Source organism: Providencia sp. PROV141, assembly GCF_028481645.1.
GTDB lineage: Bacteria > Pseudomonadota > Gammaproteobacteria > Enterobacterales > Enterobacteriaceae > Providencia > Providencia rettgeri.
Window position 1 is genome coordinate 304,451 of the sequence record NZ_JAMPPR010000008.1, and the last position, 15,012, is coordinate 319,462.

A 15,012-nucleotide genomic window follows, 5' to 3' on the forward strand; every position below is an offset into this window, starting at 1 on the left:
GATAACATACTGAGGACACAATGAAAGTAGCATTACTGTTAGTCGATTTACAAAACGATTTTTGCACCGGTGGCACATTAGCAGTAAATGAAAGTGAACATGTTATTGATGTTGCTAATAAGGCGATGGCTATTTGCCAACAAAAACAGATAGACATCATTGCAAGCCAAGATTGGCATCCTGCGACACATCTTAGTTTCGCGGCTAATTCAAATACTCAAATTGGCGAAGTCGGTGAGTTAAATGGCATTACACAAGTTTGGTGGCCTATTCATTGCGTACAAGGTGAGCACGGCGCTAAATTACATTCAAATTTAAACCAATCGCTGATTAGTGCAACTTTCACCAAAGGGGAAAACCCGCAGGTTGATAGCTATAGTGCCTTTTTCGATAACGATAAAATCAGCCAAACCCGCCTACATGCATGGTTACAAGAACAACACATTTCGCATTTAATTATTATGGGAATTGCGACGGATTACTGTGTCAAATTTACCGTATTAGATGCATTAAAATTAGGCTATAGCGTAGATGTTTTAGTAGATGGATGTAGAGGTGTTAATCTTGCAGCCAATGACAGCCAAGAAGCTTTAGACGAAATGCAAAAGCAAGGTGCGGGGTTAATCACGTTAACTGACCTGCATTAACCCATACTCTGTAGACAAGTTTTCTCATGTCAGATGAGAAAACTTGTCTTAGTGACGCTGTCACTGTGCAGCACCATATTGAATAACCAACCTATTTTACAAAGTCAATGTTACTCATCATTATTTTGCGGTTTTAATGTTGCCAACATTTCACCTTGAAACAACGTTTTTAGCTCTTGCTTGCTCTTCATCGTAATTTCGCCATTAGTCCCTACCGTCATATGCTCTGGGTCATGGTTATGCCGCGACTGCCACAATAATACCATTTGCAAGCTATGCTCTTTTTGTTCTGGCGTTAACATCACCCCATCCGGCCATTTGCCAAGCTCAACTGCGGTTACTAGGCGCTGATAGATTTCAGGTGTCATTACTGCTAATAATTGTTCAAGTTGCTCTGGATTAACTTCAACGCTCACGGTAAGGCTCCTTCAAGTACGCAATTAACACGTTATTTTATTATTCTTAATTTTAGCTGAATCGTTTTTGTCATTCTAATATTAAAATTTCAGCACCCTTCAGCTCTTTATCCACGGGTCTTTTCACCGCTATCATCATCAATAAAGCTTAATGATGCTGAATTAATACAGTAACGCTGACCCGTGGGCTGAGGACCATCGGGAAATACATGCCCTAAATGCGCATTACAGTGTTGACAGCGAACCTCAATACGATGCATTCCATGTGAGAAATCCTCAATGTATTTGATAGCCTCTTCATTGACGGGTTGATAAAAGCTTGGCCAACCACAACCTGCATCAAATTTGGTCTCAGACATAAATAAAGGTGAACCACAGCATAAACATTCGTACACACCGTCTTTACGGTTATGCAATAATTGACCACTGAATGGCGGCTCGGTGCCTGCTTGCTGTGTAACGTAGCGTTGCATTTCATTTAACTCTGAAATATCAATAGGTTGGTTATCTTTTTTTGACATGTCACACCTAAATATTTAAATAACTAAAATGTTCAATGGTTATCATACATCAATTTCAATCAACAAAAAATTAACAACATTTTCTGTAAAACTATTCTAAACTAAGAAGCATCTTACTTTCCGTTTTGATTTGTGAACCGTATCACATATATCACTGATAGATGGTTTCATTATGCCGCACAATCCCGATAATACGTGCGGCTGTATTTGCCGCTAAAGTGGCTGACAAATAAGCAATTGGTGGTATCAGAATTGATTTTTTTCAATAATTGACACGATTCCGCTTGACGGCTGGCAAGGTTTTGGTAACTTTAACTACAACTTAATTCACGAATAAATAGCTGGTGGAAATACTATGACTATCAAAGTAGGTATTAATGGTTTTGGTCGTATTGGCCGTATCGTTTTCCGTGCTGCACAAGAGCGTTCTGACATCGAAATCGTTGCTATCAACGACCTGCTCGATGCAGAATACATGGCGTACATGCTGAAATACGACTCAACTCATGGTCGTTTCAACGGTACTGTTGAAGTTAAAGATGGTCACCTCGTTGTAAACGGCAAAAAAATCCGTGTAACAGCAGAAAAAGATCCTGCAAACCTAAAATGGAACGAAGTCGGTGTTGACGTCGTTGCTGAAGCTACAGGTATCTTCTTAACTGATGAAACTGCACGTAAACACATCCAAGCAGGTGCTAAGAAAGTTGTTCTGACTGGCCCTTCTAAAGATGATACTCCTATGTTCGTTATGGGCGTTAACCACAAAGCTTACGCAGGTCAAGAAATCGTTTCTAACGCATCTTGCACAACTAACTGCTTAGCTCCACTGGCTAAAGTTATCAACGACAAATTCGGTATCGTTGAAGGCCTGATGACAACTGTTCACGCAACAACTGCAACACAAAAAACTGTTGATGGCCCTTCACACAAAGACTGGCGTGGTGGTCGTGGTGCTGCTCAAAACATCATCCCATCATCAACAGGTGCAGCTAAAGCTGTAGGTAAAGTTATTCCAGAACTGAATGGCAAACTGACTGGTATGTCTTTCCGTGTACCTACTCCTAACGTTTCTGTAGTTGACTTAACTGTTCGTTTAGAAAAACCAGCAACTTACACTCAAATCTGTGATGCTATCAAAGAAGCAGCAGCAGGCGAGCTGAAAGGCGTTCTGGGTTACACTGAAGATGACGTTGTATCAACTGACTTCAACGGTGAGAAACTGACTTCAGTATTTGATGCTAAAGCTGGTATCGCACTGAACGATAACTTTGTTAAATTAGTTTCTTGGTATGACAACGAAACTGGTTACTCTAACAAAGTATTAGACTTGATCGCTCACATCTCTAAATAAGAGCTGTAACGAAATTTGTCTAACTGAGCCGCCGATTGGCGGCTCTTTTGTATCGTATCCAATAACAAATTAACACTTCATATTTTCTGCTATATCGCTTATGGTTGATCTCCTATTGGATACGCTATAAACATGACTTATTTTAGAATGAATACTATTCACCGCGCCTTTAAATATGCCGAATAGATACTCTAAATAATTCAAGTGAATGAACACAGTCAGCAATGCTGCAGTTTGAAAGATGACGAGTATTCACACTGTTCCATTAACACAGGCCTAATACCATGCACGACAAACTTTTTGCACTACCAGTCATTAAACAAGTCTCTGCTTACATCACTCAACGCCAACTCGGCGAGCTTCCACTCATTGTCATCTCGCATCCTAAGGTGCGTGGGGCCGTCAGTTTACAAGGTGCTCAACTTATTGATTGGCAACCCGCAGGGCAAAAACCTTGCTTATGGCTAAGTTCAGAAAGTGCTTTTAAAGAAGGTGTTGCTATCCGCGGTGGCATCCCTATTTGTTGGCCTTGGTTCGGCCCTGTTGCTAGTCCTAGCCATGGTTTTGCGCGAATTTTACCTTGGCAATTCACCGCACATAATGAACATGAAGATGGTGTTATTTTAACCTTCACGTTAACAGATACCGACTATACCCGTAAATTATGGCCACATGAGTTCACTCTGATCCTCCGTATGAAACTCGGTGAAACATGTGAACTTGAGCTAGAAAGTTATGGGGATTTCGAAACGACTGCCGCACTGCATAGTTATTTCAATATCAGTGATATTCAAAAAGCCACCGTCTATGGGTTAGGCGGTCACTATTTCGATAAAGTCGCAGATAAAGAAGTTTATGCCAATGAACCTCTCAAATTTAATAAACATACTGACCGTATTTATTCAGAACCGGATGAATATAGCCTATTACGTGATGATGGATGGGCTCGTACAATAGAAATTCATCATTACCATAATAGTGATGTTGTCTGTTGGAACCCTTGGGCAGAGTTATCATGCAGTATGGACGACATGCCAAATAATGGGTACAAACAAATGGCTTGTGTAGAAACGGCAAGGATTAATGTCCCAATGAAAAGTGAGGCACAGCACCCCGCTCGCCTTTCATTAGTAATGGTCAGCCGCGATAATAAACCACAATATTAATTATCCAGTCTAAGTTGTATAAGATTTCTAAATAGATAAAATTGAGCCCCTGATAAACATAATGATATCAGGGGCTCAATAATTTAACTTTCGATAACAAACTTAGAATGTGTAAGTGACACCTGTCCACATAATGGCGGAAACATCTTTATTCACCATTGGGCTATCTTTCACTTCACTTGGTAGGCGGTCAACACGGCCCATTGCAAATACCGTCCAATTTTCATCAAAGCGATAATTTCCTGTCACTTCAACGTATGGTGTCCAACTTGAACCTGGGTTATAACGTTTTAAACCGCTATTACGAGATTCTTTTGAAGAAATACCATATTCATAACGGTTTTGGTTCTTGCTATCCCATTTAATACCAAGACCTGGGGTAATTGACCACTTATCACCCTCAAAACCATACAGATAAGCAAACTCACCACGGATACCATTACTGATACCTAGGATATCACCAGAAATATTCGTTCTCAACGTACCCCAATCAGCGTTATGACGATAAGTCAGACCCGTCATCACCGTATCACGGCGGCGGTCTAATTCACGCATTGCTTTATCATCATTGTCTTTAGGTTTAAAAAATTGCGGGTAATAAAAAGCATCTAATGATAGTTGGTCTTGCGTATCATTCCATAGGTAATAACCGGCTGCTAATGTATGAAAATAGAAGTTCTCACTGTCATAATTAACAATAGGCACTGGCGTGACATAATCACGGCTCTTAATTCCTTTATAAGGTGTTGACTGCGCTAATACTGAACCACCAACAGACCAAGTTCCAGCAAACGCAGCCCCAGATAACACACTCAAAGCCACAGCAAGTGTCGTTAATTTAATTGCTTTAGACATATATTTAACCTAAAAATAATGAGAAATAGATCACCGCTATATGTTATATCAATATAGCTATAATCCCAATATTCGTAATCAAAATCACATTTAAAGCTAAATTCTAACTGTTTTTAGCGTGATTGATTAATAATTATTCTACTTTATTTTCATAAGAAACAGGAACTCTTTTTGCAAGCGCACAAAGTAGCTCATAACCTATTGTCCCTGCGGCTTGCGCCACATCATCAACCGGTAAATTTTGCCCCCACATCTCCACTCGCTCACCAAGCTTAACATCGTTACAATCACTGATGTCAATTGTCAGCATATCCATCGAAACCGCACCCAATAGCGCACAACGTTTACCTTTACACCATACAGGCGTTCCATTTGCAGCATGCCGAGGGTAACCATCTGCATAACCACACGCCACTGTCGCAATACGCATCGGTTTAGTTGATGTAAAACGGCTACCATAACCAATTGATTGACCTGCTGGAATTTCATGGATAGCAATCACTTCTGATTGTAATGTCATCGCTGCCTTCAAGCTCAACCCAGAGATATCAGTAGATTTTCCACTTGGAGACGCACCATACAGCAAAATACCCGTACGAACCCAATCATATTGCGTGTGTTTATGCCACAGTGTTGCCCCTGAATTTGCGATACAGGTTTCTAAAGATAAATGTTCAAATTGCTGGATTTGTTGAAAAGGCTCAATAACGCCTGTTTTGATATCTGAATTAGCAAAGTGGCTCATTAGCGTTAAACTACGTACATTCGGCATTTTAGATAACCGTCGTACGATACTTTCATAATCGTTCGGTGAAAAACCTAACCGATTCATCCCACTGTTTAGCTTAATATAGACTGAAATTGGTGATGATAATTGGGCATTTTCAATGGCGAATAATTGCCACTCACTATGAACACTAGTTGTTAAATTATACTGGTCAATTAATTGTAAATCTTGAGGCTGAAAAAAACCCTCTAACAATAGAATTGGCCCATTCCACCCTTCTTTTCGCAATAAAATGGCCTCATCAAAATCTAACACCCCAAAGCCATCCGTTTCTTTTAGCGCAGGCCAAATCTGCTTGATGCCGTGACCATAACCGTCTGCTTTCATGACTGACCAAATTTTTGATTTTCCAACATGTTGCCGTACGATAGACAAATTATGTTGTAAATTCTGTAGATGAATGACAGCACTTATAGGGCGCGGCATTTTAATTCCTTAATACATTTAATTAATTCTAAAATTACAATGATGTCAAAATACCAAACGCTTAACGTGCTGGCGTTAAATCACCATGAGTAGTCAGCTTGGTATTAAAACCATCAAGATACCTAAATACCGATAAATCATCAGACGCTATCTCCGGTGTATTCCCTGAAATTAAATCTGCCAGCAGTTTCCCTGCACCACAAGCCATTGTCCAGCCCAGAGTCCCATGTCCAGTATTTAAATATAAATTACCGTATGCTGTCGGCCCAACTATTGGGGTACCATCTGGTGTCATTGGACGCAGGCCCGTCCAAAATTGTGCTTGTGCGATATCACCACCGCCTTGATACAAATCTTGTACCACCATTTTCAATGTTTCGCAGCGTTTTTTCAGGATATTCAAATTAAAACCAACAACTTCAGCCATTCCACCAACTCGAATGCGCTGATCAAACCGCGTTACTGCAATTTTATATGTTTCATCCAAGATGGTGGACATTGGGGAACGCTGTTCATCGATAATCGGCATAGTCAATGAGTAGCCTTTGAGTGGATAGACAGGAATTTGAACTAGGCTTTGTAGCATTGAAGTAGAATAAGAGCCCATCGCAACGACATATCTGTCAGCTTGCAAAATTTCACCATCAATTTTGACGCCACTAACTTTATTTCCTTCTGTTAAAATCTGTTCTACATGGCCACCAAATTTGAATTGAACTCCAGCAGCTTGTGCCATTTTTGCCAGTTTTTTGGTGAATTGCTGGCAATCCCCTGTTTCATCATTGGGTAATCGCAGCCCACCGGTGAGCTTGTGTTTAACAAATTCTAACGCAGGTTCCGCTTTAACTAATTCATTTGATGCCAATAGTTCGTACGGAACACCTTCTTGCTGTAAGACTGCAATGTCATTCGCTGCATTATCAAACTGCTCAGTAGTACGAAAAAGCTGTAAGGTACCACCTTGGCGAGCTTCATATTCGATACCTGTATCCGCTCTTAATTGGCGAATACAATCGCGACTGTATTCTGCGATACGTACCATACGACTTTTATTCATTGCATAATGTTGAATATCGCAATTTTTTAACATCTGCCACATCCAGCGCAGCTGAAATAACGTTCCATCTGGGCGTATCGCCAGAGGTGCATGTTTTTCAAACATCCATTTCACGGCTTTAAGGGGGATCCCGGGAGCTCCCCATGGGGTTGCATATCCAGGAGATACTTGCCCTGCATTTGCGGCACTTGTTTCTTCTGCGACATCATGTTGTCTATCCACCACCAGCACTTCGTGCCCTTCTTGTGCTAAATACCATGCTGTTGTTACACCAATCACTCCTGCACCTAACACTAGAATTTTCATAGCTTCCCCACAAAATAAAAGTATGCACCATTTGTTTTAGGATAATATTCTAGAAATCATTTGCCAATGTGGTGAATTAACACTTTTAACAATACAGATAATAAATCCATTTTGATTCACATCTCATTTACATTACAGATGAATATTCTCACCGAAGATTTTAAGATTATTTAATATTCTATTGATTTTCAATATATTAACCCAATAAAATCAATTATTGATGATTTCTTTAACTAATAAATTCAGTATTTAATACTTTAATATTGAAACATTATGTCGCTAACCATTTTTAGCAAAATTTAACAAAACTAATGATACTATTTTTTTATCTCTTTAAATTATGATTGTATAGATAATTTGACTGCTCAATCGAATTAGTCATCTTAATAATGAAATAAACTAACCAAATCATCTTATTAATCAATTAGAATTTAGGGTATCCCCATGATTAGAAAAAGAAAATTATTTACCTTATTTATTATTTTATTTTTATCTGCAGGGGTGAGTCTTGCCGATGAACTTTGTAAATCATCTCTCGCTTTAAGAACACAAGTTTATGATAAAGGAGATATTATCTGTTTAAGCACTAAACCTATCTCTGTATGCCTCAGCCCTGCCATCGTCATAGACAGTTATCCAGTAAGGGTTGATTACCATTGTTTATTTAAAACTGACCATCCGCTTCCCGATGGTCAGGATTGGACTGATAGAGTGGATTTAGACCTATCACACAAGAAAGTGGATTATTCAGACACGATACTTGCTGCTAAGTCCTGTGCGTGCCCCAATAATTGACAACTAGCCTCAAGCCGTTTTAAAGCTTAAAAAACAAAAAACCAGCCGCAAAAATTATCAGCTGGTTTAATTGGTGATAGAGTCATTCGAGTTTAGCGGATGTGTGCTAAGTCGCTAGGCATATTACCTTGCATACTATGCCAAATTATCCCACTTTCTTTTCCGTAATTACGCACACAATCCATAATACGGTCATAGGCTTGCTCACGACAAAGATGGCTTAATTGCTGATAGAAGTTTAACGCTAAGCGCCTCGCTTCAGGGTTCGAAAAATAATAGCGGCCTACACGGGTATACAACCCCCTTAAACCGTTAATAATCAAGCCATAAATTGGGTTGCCGGATGCAAATGCAAGCCCACGGAAAATGTTATAATCCAAATCACTGAATGCATCTGAATTATCTTCCACTTTTTCCCGTCCAGCTAACACCTCTATTGATTTCTCAGGGTTATTTCGAAAGGCCGTACGGATAAAAATAGCAGCGATATTGGTACGTACTGCCAATAAATTATCGATTAACTGTGGCACTCTATCGTGATCTAGCCTAGCCAATGTCTCCAATATATTAAGGCCGGACGTTTCCCAATAGTTATTCACTTTAGTTGGTTTACCATGCTGAATGGTTAGCCAGCCGTCACGAGCCAAACGTTGTAACACTTCACGTAAGGTTGTTCGTGTCACACCGATTAATTCCGAGAGTTCACGCTCCGCGGGTAAAATTGAACCTGGTGGAAAGCGGTTGTTCCATATGCTCTCAATAATATACTCTTCCGCGAAACCAGCCGGACTTTGAGCTTTAATAACCATATTTTTATTATTCCAAACATTTAGACGGATATTGGGCAAATCATACCAGATTGTCATCGCCTGATATAGTTAGACTAAAAATAAAGAGTGAAGCAAATCATAGAATTTCCATATAATTCATACATTATCAATTAGCAAATAAGCTTAAAATTCGTAAAAGATAAGAGTAGTATGTATAGCACAATACACGACATCCGCATAAAAGAGGATAACGAACCATAATGGATTTTAGTTTAAAAACAGCTTTTTTGAAAAATTTTCTGGGAAATTCGCCTGACTGGTACAAATTAGCAATTATTATATTTTTAATAATTAATCCTATTATCTTCTATTTTATCAGTCCCTTCGTCGCAGGCTGGTTATTAGTTGTTGAATTTATATTCACATTAGCAATGGCTCTTAAATGTTACCCATTGCAACCCGGTGGCCTTCTCGCCATAGAAGCCGTGATTATCGGCATGACCACCCCTGCACAAATTTCACACGAAATTAGCAATAACCTTGAAGTTATCTTGTTACTGATCTTTATGGTAGCTGGTATCTATTTCATGAAACAATTGCTGCTGTTTGTGTTCACCAAACTGTTGATAAACGTGCGTTCTAAACGCATTCTTTCCCTTGCTTTTTGTATGGCGAGTGCATTTTTATCTGCATTTTTAGACGCACTGACCGTTATTGCTGTCGTCATTAGTGTTTCAATTGGTTTTTATTCTATCTATCACCAATATGCCTCTAATCAACCTAGCAACACTGACTTGCAAAATGATGGTTTCATTAAAAGTGCAGAACAAAAACAAACCCTCGAACAATTTAGGGCTTTTTTACGTAGCTTAATGATGCATGCTGGTATTGGTACCGCGCTAGGTGGTGTCATGACGATGGTAGGTGAGCCACAAAACCTCATCATTGCTAAACATGTTAATTGGGATTTCATTACCTTTTATATTCGCATGGCTCCTGTCACTATACCTGTTTTTATTTGTGGCTTAGTCGTCTGTTTTGTTGTTGAGAAATTCAAGTTATTTGGCTACGGTGCTGAGCTTCCAGACTCTGTGCGTCAGATTCTAACTGAGCACGATAAAAAACTGACGGCGAAACGCACCAAAAAAGATCTCGCACAGTTGGTCGTTCAGGGCTTAATTGGTATTTGGCTAATTGTCGCCCTTGCTTTCCATTTAGCGGAAGTTGGTCTGATTGGCCTATCCGTCATCGTATTGACGACCGCATTTTGTGGTATCACAGAAGAGCATGCGCTGGGAAAAGCCTTTGAGGAAGCGTTACCATTTACCGCATTACTGACCGTATTCTTTAGCATTGTTGCTGTTATCATTGACCAGCAATTATTCACTCCATTTATTCAGTTTGTGCTGCAATCCTCTGAATCGTCACAATTATCATTGTTCTATCTATTTAATGGCCTACTTTCTGCCGTATCAGATAACGTATTCGTAGGGACGGTTTATATTACTGAAGCCTTAAAAGCGGCAAATGAAGGTTTAGTATCAACGGAACAATACCAATTATTAGCTGTTGCAATTAACACAGGGACTAACCTACCTTCTGTTGCAACGCCTAATGGGCAAGCTGCTTTCTTGTTTTTATTAACGTCAGCGTTATCACCTCTAATCCGTTTATCATACGGCCGTATGGTGTGGATGGCACTGCCATATACCATCGTAATGACCATTGTTGGGCTATTAGGGGTCGAATTCTGGCTAGTTCCCATCACACATTGGATGGAAAGCATCGGGTTGATTACGTTCGCACAATAACTATACTTTAAATAATTAGCCGTACACCAATACGGCTAATTGTAATGTTAGGTAAAACCCTCTCTAAAATTGCATTATTTCACTTTAATTACTTTTTTTATCGGGCCGATAGGGGCAAAATGTGCGCATTACTCAATTAGGATACTAAGTATGTTCAGATTTTTTAACTACTGTTCGCAAGGAAGAGGCGCTTGGCTACTCATGGCATTTATTGCCTTTATGCTCGAGTGCGCGGCTTTATATTTTCAGCATGTTATGAAACTACAACCCTGTGTTATGTGTATCTATGAACGCGTGGCATTACTTGGCATTATGGTTGCTGGCTTAATTGGGGCGATAGCACCACGGAACATGGTCATACGCTGGGTTGCTATTCTTATTTGGATTTACTCTGCTTGGCGCGGCTTAGACCTTGCATGGGAACATACCATGCTACAACTTTATCCTTCACCATTTGCATCATGTGATTTCTTCGTTAATTTCCCTGATTGGTTACCATTACAAGAGTGGGTACCCGCAGTATTCGAAGCTACAGGTGACTGTGCCGTTAGGCAGTGGGCATTCTTAGGGCTTGATATGCCACAATGGTTAATTGGTATCTTCGCGGCTTATCTCTTAGTTGCAATCATTGTTATCATCAGCCAGTTCTTCCCAGCCAAAAAATAGCCTTTAAACCCCAAATGTTAAATTCAACATTTGGGGTTCCTAAGTAATAAAATTAACCTATTGAATGACTCGTTCTAATTTCACAGGGATATTTTTATACGCAGGAATACCACATTGCGGGTCGAAATTATCCAACGAAATTAAATTATTAGCTTCAGGGAAATAAGTGGCAACACTACGGTCTGCCATATCATAAATCACCACAGTGAGGTTATCTAAACGGCGTTTTGTTGGTTTCTGCTCGCGATCTAATGCGATGAGATTCACTCTATCTCCCGCTTGTAACTTCTGCTTTTGGGCTTCTGCACCACTGATGAAAACAACATCGCGTTGCCCAAACACACCGCGATATCGATCATTTAATCCATAAATTGTTGTATTATATTGATCATGGCTACGTAATGTTGCCAAAATTAACTCACTGTTAACTGCTGAGTTCGGGTCTTCAATAACACCTTCTGTCGGTACAAAGTTAGCTTTGCCTGATTGCGTCAACCAACGGCGCTCAGAAGCTGCATTAGTCAGATGGAATCCTCCGGGTATTTTAATGCGTGCATTATAATCATCAAAACCGGGTAATACTGCTTCCATCGCGTCACGAATTAAATCGTAATTGCCGATAAAATCATCCCATTCAACTTTACTCTGCGGTATTGTCGCTTTAGCTATCCCTGCAATAATCGCACACTCAGATTTAAGATAAGGGCTGCACGGTTTAAGTAAACCTTTTGAAGCGTGAACCATCGACATTGAGTCTTCTACGGTCACACATTGTACACCACTGCTTTGCCTGTCTATTTCACTGCGTCCTAATACAGGTAATAAAAATGTCTGCTTAGCGGTTAATAAATGGGAGCGATTTAGTTTAGTTGCAGTATGCACCGCTAAATCAAGCTTTTTCATACCTGCAAAACAAGCGTCTTTATCTGGCATGGCAACAGCTAAGTTTCCGCCCATGCAAATTAAAGCCTTCGCTTTTCCTTCAGAAATAGCTTGCATGCTCGCTACGGCAGCATGACCAAATTCGCTTGGTGGTTTAAAACCAAATCGTTGTTCAATTTTGTCTAAAAAGCTTTTTGACGGTTTTTCTGTAATACCAACGGTTCTATCACCCTGAACATTCGAATGACCACGCAATGGGCAAATACCCGCACCTTCTCGACCAATATTACCTTTCAATAGTAATAAATTAACGAGTTGCTGAACGTTTTGCGTACCATGCTCGTGCTGAGTGATCCCCATGCCATAACAAATAATAGTACTTTTTGCCTCAATATAAAGATCCGCAATCTCTTCGATGGACTCACGCGGTAAGCCAGAAACCCTTAAAATATCTTTCCAGCTCGTTGTCAGTAAGTCATTTTTTAAAGCTTCATAACCCTGCGTATGTGTTGATATAAACTCAGTATCAAGAATAGGTTCTTTTCCTGCATCTACTGCAGCTTGGTGTTTTTCAATCAATAACTTCATCACACCTTTAAGTAACGCAGTGTCTCCGCCAACACGAACTTTATAATAGTGTCCAGCTAAAGGGGTAGACTCCAACGTGAGCATTTCTACCACGTCTTGCGGGTAGGCAAAACGTTCAAGACCCCGCTCTCTTAAAGGATTTATGGCAATGATTTTAGCTCCGCGTTTAGAAACCTCACGCAATGAGCTCAACATCCTCGGATGGTTAGTCCCTGGATTATGGCCGATACAAATAACTAAATCCGCTTTATCAAAATCGTCTAGCAATACTGTCGCCTTACCGACACCAATAGAGTCAGCAAGACCAACACTCGTTGGCTCATGACACATATTTGAACAATCAGGGAAATTGTTTGTGCCATATTCACGAGCAAGTAGTTGATATAAGAATGCGGCTTCATTTGAAGTCCGCCCGGAAGTATAAAATTCAACGGTATTTGGGTCTGAATAACTTTGTAAACACGTACCTATTTGTTGAAATGCATCTTCCCATTCGATAGGTTCATATTTATCTGTTTGTGAATTATATTTCATGGGGTGAGTTAAACGCCCTTCATCCTCTAAATGAAAATCATCCCACTCAAGTAATTCTGTTACGGTATATTTAGAAAAAAACTCCGGCGTTGTTTTTTTAGATGTTGCTTCCCAAGCAATTGCTTTTGCACCATTCTCACAAATATCAAATGACGCTGTATGTACTGGGTCTGGCCATGCACAACCTGGGCAATCAAAGCCGTCCACCTTATTCATTTCAAACATCGCAATGATATCATGACCTACTTTCATTTGGCCGCGCAATGCTTCTGCAACTGCTTTTACAGCACCCCAACCGGCAGCGGGGCCATCATACTCTTCAATTTTCTTTTTCATTTGGCATTACTCTTTAATAAATGTAAATGTCTTTATATGTGCTTTTATAATTATCTAAAATATTCTTTGTTATTTAATATTAGTAATATCATCGTTAAATATCAATAATTAAAATAAGCACTTAAATAGATGCTCGTAATTAGACGACTTAAGAATAAGAAATGAAAATACAACTCAATAAATGAAAAGATAAATATTAAAACAAAACTAATTTAAATGAATACATATAGTTAATTAACCTCATATTAATGATTAATAAAAGGTTAATTAACTTCATAAAAAGAAGAGTTATATACAAGCACCCGATTGTATAATATCAACAGCACAACGTTTACCATTCGCAAATTGGCATACAGCTGTTTGTGACCCATTTAATTCTAATGTGAGCGCTGGTAACCCACCCGCTGAAACACAGGCCTCTTGTGCCCCAGGGCCTAAATTGACCACTTGTTGGGCATATTGACTCGCAGAATGTTCCACAGAGTTATCTATATTTGAGCTACCACACGCAGATAGCATGACAGATATAGCCCCAGTGAGTAACATTGTTAGTACTGGTTTAAAAAATTGATTAACCCTATGCCTCATTTTCCTGCTTCTCCAAAGATGCTGCCTGAACATTCTGCAATAACCGCTTAATGCCCGCCGCTTTTTGAATATAGATTGATGACTAAGACACCAATAATAATTAATAGCATACCAATAATTGCAGGTAAATCGAGTTTTTGGTTGTAAATAAAAATTGCAGCGACGGAAACCAATACAATCCCTAAACCTGACCAAATTGCATAAGCAATACCCAATGGCATGACTTTTACCACCTGCGAAAGCCCCCAAAAAGAGACTGCATAACCGATAATAACAATCAACGATGGCCAAAAACGACTAAAACCATCAGACGCCTTCAGTGTTGTCGTTGCAATGACTTCGGCAATAATCGACATTAATAAAAAACCCAGCCCCTTCATTATATTTCCTTATTATTAGAATTAGTAATGATAAAATTTATCATTTTTTTGATTATTTACTCAGGTAACGATAAAAAAAGCTCTGTTTATCATTAAAATAACACGGAGCTTTCACCTCTATTTTATGATG

General features: G+C 39.4%; 15 protein-coding genes. 6 read left to right on the plus strand and 9 right to left on the minus strand.

Features of this window, described 5'->3' with window-relative positions; translation table 11 throughout:
• Positions 1-20: 20 nt before the first annotated feature.
• Positions 21-647, plus strand: a complete 627-nt coding sequence (pncA, locus tag PSF09_RS07775; RefSeq protein ID WP_272664811.1) for a bifunctional nicotinamidase/pyrazinamidase — start codon at positions 21-23, stop codon at positions 645-647.
• A gap of 110 nt (positions 648-757) precedes the next feature.
• Here pncA and PSF09_RS07780 read toward each other — a convergent pair whose 3' ends face one another.
• Together PSF09_RS07780 and msrB are read right to left on the minus strand one after the other, a co-directional pair.
• A complete protein-coding gene (locus PSF09_RS07780) occupies positions 758-1,063 on the minus strand; it encodes a YeaC family protein (protein ID WP_004911191.1) in 306 nt (101 codons plus the stop codon).
• A gap of 107 nt (positions 1,064-1,170) precedes the next feature.
• Positions 1,171-1,584, minus strand: coding sequence for a peptide-methionine (R)-S-oxide reductase MsrB (gene msrB / locus PSF09_RS07785; RefSeq protein ID WP_115167186.1), 414 nt, complete (start codon positions 1,582-1,584; stop codon positions 1,171-1,173).
• A gap of 355 nt (positions 1,585-1,939) precedes the next feature.
• On the opposite strand from msrB, the gene gapA reads away from it, so the two are divergent.
• Positions 1,940-2,935 carry a glyceraldehyde-3-phosphate dehydrogenase gene (gene gapA, locus PSF09_RS07790; protein WP_004911198.1) on the plus strand — a complete coding sequence of 332 codons (996 nt, stop codon included), beginning with the start codon at positions 1,940-1,942 and terminating at the stop codon, positions 2,933-2,935.
• A 284-nt stretch (positions 2,936-3,219) separates the two neighbouring features.
• On the plus strand, positions 3,220-4,101 hold the full coding sequence (locus tag PSF09_RS07795) for a D-hexose-6-phosphate mutarotase (RefSeq protein ID WP_272664810.1): 882 nt from the start codon (positions 3,220-3,222) through the stop codon (positions 4,099-4,101).
• Between the two features lie 102 nt (positions 4,102-4,203).
• On the opposite strand, the gene PSF09_RS07800 is transcribed toward PSF09_RS07795, so the two are convergent.
• The 3 genes from PSF09_RS07800 to PSF09_RS07810 form a co-directional block, all read right to left on the minus strand.
• A complete protein-coding gene (locus tag PSF09_RS07800) occupies positions 4,204-4,956 on the minus strand; it encodes a MipA/OmpV family protein (protein ID WP_004911202.1) in 753 nt (250 codons plus the stop codon).
• Positions 4,957-5,089: 133 nt separating this feature from the next.
• Positions 5,090-6,169, minus strand: a complete 1,080-nt coding sequence (gene alr / locus PSF09_RS07805) for an alanine racemase (protein WP_272683710.1) — start codon at positions 6,167-6,169, stop codon at positions 5,090-5,092.
• 61 nt (positions 6,170-6,230) lie between these two features.
• Positions 6,231-7,532 carry a D-amino acid dehydrogenase gene (locus tag PSF09_RS07810; RefSeq protein ID WP_272683711.1) on the minus strand — a complete coding sequence of 434 codons (1,302 nt, stop codon included), beginning with the start codon at positions 7,530-7,532 and terminating at the stop codon, positions 6,231-6,233.
• 444 nt (positions 7,533-7,976) lie between these two features.
• Here PSF09_RS07810 and PSF09_RS07815 point away from each other — a divergent pair, with 444 nt between their 5' ends.
• Complete coding sequence (locus PSF09_RS07815) at positions 7,977-8,327, plus strand: hypothetical protein (protein WP_272683712.1); 351 nt, start codon at positions 7,977-7,979, stop codon at positions 8,325-8,327.
• A gap of 92 nt (positions 8,328-8,419) precedes the next feature.
• On the opposite strand, the gene fadR is transcribed toward PSF09_RS07815, so the two are convergent.
• Positions 8,420-9,136 carry a fatty acid metabolism transcriptional regulator FadR gene (gene fadR / locus PSF09_RS07820; RefSeq protein ID WP_272683713.1) on the minus strand — a complete coding sequence of 239 codons (717 nt, stop codon included), beginning with the start codon at positions 9,134-9,136 and terminating at the stop codon, positions 8,420-8,422.
• A gap of 221 nt (positions 9,137-9,357) precedes the next feature.
• On the opposite strand from fadR, the gene nhaB reads away from it, so the two are divergent.
• Positions 9,358-10,908, plus strand: a complete 1,551-nt coding sequence (gene nhaB, locus PSF09_RS07825; protein WP_272683714.1) for a sodium/proton antiporter NhaB — start codon at positions 9,358-9,360, stop codon at positions 10,906-10,908.
• 150 nt (positions 10,909-11,058) lie between these two features.
• Positions 11,059-11,574: a disulfide bond formation protein DsbB gene (dsbB, locus tag PSF09_RS07830; protein ID WP_210838327.1), complete on the plus strand. Its 516-nt coding sequence runs from the start codon at positions 11,059-11,061 to the stop codon at positions 11,572-11,574.
• 57 nt (positions 11,575-11,631) lie between these two features.
• On the opposite strand, the gene PSF09_RS07835 is transcribed toward dsbB, so the two are convergent.
• The 3 genes from PSF09_RS07835 to PSF09_RS07845 form a co-directional block, all read right to left on the minus strand.
• Positions 11,632-13,914 (minus strand): FdhF/YdeP family oxidoreductase, encoded by a 2,283-nt coding sequence (locus tag PSF09_RS07835; RefSeq protein WP_272664806.1) that lies wholly within the window; start codon positions 13,912-13,914, stop codon positions 11,632-11,634.
• Positions 13,915-14,202: 288 nt separating this feature from the next.
• The gene (locus tag PSF09_RS07840; protein ID WP_004911219.1) at positions 14,203-14,502 is read right to left on the minus strand and encodes a DUF333 domain-containing protein; all 300 of its coding nucleotides are present in this window, start codon (positions 14,500-14,502) and stop codon (positions 14,203-14,205) included.
• Positions 14,503-14,549: 47 nt separating this feature from the next.
• Positions 14,550-14,882, minus strand: a complete 333-nt coding sequence (locus PSF09_RS07845) for a DMT family transporter (protein WP_115167178.1) — start codon at positions 14,880-14,882, stop codon at positions 14,550-14,552.
• Between the last annotated feature and the right edge of the window lie 130 nt (positions 14,883-15,012).

Coding starts and splice junctions, on each gene's coding strand:
- PSF09_RS07845 (WP_115167178.1), bottom strand. CDS start 14,882: ATGAAGGGGCTGGGTTTTTTATTAATGTCGATTATTGCCGAAGTCATT.
- gapA (WP_004911198.1), top strand. CDS start 1,940: ATGACTATCAAAGTAGGTATTAATGGTTTTGGTCGTATTGGCCGTATC.
- fadR (WP_272683713.1), bottom strand. CDS start 9,136: ATGGTTATTAAAGCTCAAAGTCCGGCTGGTTTCGCGGAAGAGTATATT.
- PSF09_RS07795 (WP_272664810.1), top strand. CDS start 3,220: ATGCACGACAAACTTTTTGCACTACCAGTCATTAAACAAGTCTCTGCT.
- PSF09_RS07800 (WP_004911202.1), bottom strand. CDS start 4,956: ATGTCTAAAGCAATTAAATTAACGACACTTGCTGTGGCTTTGAGTGTG.
- pncA (WP_272664811.1), top strand. CDS start 21: ATGAAAGTAGCATTACTGTTAGTCGATTTACAAAACGATTTTTGCACC.
- nhaB (WP_272683714.1), top strand. CDS start 9,358: ATGGATTTTAGTTTAAAAACAGCTTTTTTGAAAAATTTTCTGGGAAAT.
- PSF09_RS07810 (WP_272683711.1), bottom strand. CDS start 7,532: ATGAAAATTCTAGTGTTAGGTGCAGGAGTGATTGGTGTAACAACAGCA.
- dsbB (WP_210838327.1), top strand. CDS start 11,059: ATGTTCAGATTTTTTAACTACTGTTCGCAAGGAAGAGGCGCTTGGCTA.
- PSF09_RS07840 (WP_004911219.1), bottom strand. CDS start 14,502: ATGAGGCATAGGGTTAATCAATTTTTTAAACCAGTACTAACAATGTTA.
- alr (WP_272683710.1), bottom strand. CDS start 6,169: ATGCCGCGCCCTATAAGTGCTGTCATTCATCTACAGAATTTACAACAT.
- PSF09_RS07815 (WP_272683712.1), top strand. CDS start 7,977: ATGATTAGAAAAAGAAAATTATTTACCTTATTTATTATTTTATTTTTA.
- PSF09_RS07835 (WP_272664806.1), bottom strand. CDS start 13,914: ATGAAAAAGAAAATTGAAGAGTATGATGGCCCCGCTGCCGGTTGGGGT.
- msrB (WP_115167186.1), bottom strand. CDS start 1,584: ATGTCAAAAAAAGATAACCAACCTATTGATATTTCAGAGTTAAATGAA.